Origin of the sequence: Bartonella sp. ML69XJBT, from assembly GCF_028618515.1 — a bacterium.
Taxonomy (GTDB): Bacteria; Pseudomonadota; Alphaproteobacteria; order Rhizobiales; family Rhizobiaceae; genus Bartonella.
In genome coordinates this window covers 1-500 of sequence record NZ_JAQITB010000148.1, presented here as the reverse complement: position 1 = coordinate 500, position 500 = coordinate 1, and the positions used below count along the sequence as shown (strand labels likewise).

The 500-nt window shown below is 46.4% G+C and carries 1 protein-coding gene; it reads right to left on the bottom strand.

What is annotated here, in order from left to right; translation table 11 throughout:
* A partial coding sequence (locus tag PVV68_RS10590; protein ID WP_273783062.1) for a phage tail tape measure protein occupies positions 1-447 on the bottom strand: 447 nt, incomplete at its 3' end.
* Positions 448-500 lie beyond the last annotated feature (53 nt).

The window sequence follows — 500 nt, the reverse complement described above, 5'->3', positions numbered from 1 at the left end:
ACTAAAAGCTTCTAAATCTTGTTCACCAATCCCTGCTTGGCTAGCACTGGTCATCAGTTCTAAAACTTCACGGGCGGCGAGAGGAATTTTGGTGGAGGTTTCCAAAGCAAAACGGCGCAATTCCTTTAAGCGATTAAGGGGGGCATCCAGAACCTTTTCCAAGCCCTTCATTGATTGGTCAAATTGCATGGCTTTATAGAGGGGTGCAATTAAGGTTGCTGTTTGGGCAAGCGCACCCACCATGCGCCCACGCGCTTGGTTGAAAGCATTTTCCGCATTTGCTGTGGCTTCCTTCAAGTGCTTAGGGTCAAACCAATTTTTAAAGTGCTGCCTTGTCTTGTTCTGGAAATGCGCAACATCGCTACTGAAAGCTGCAAGATCACGCTTGGCAGAAGCGATCCCCTCTTGGAGATGATTGACAAAACGCACAACAAGGGAAACATCCATAATCGTCTCTTATCCTAACTGATGGCTTTCATATTCTTGTTGTTTGATGCGTG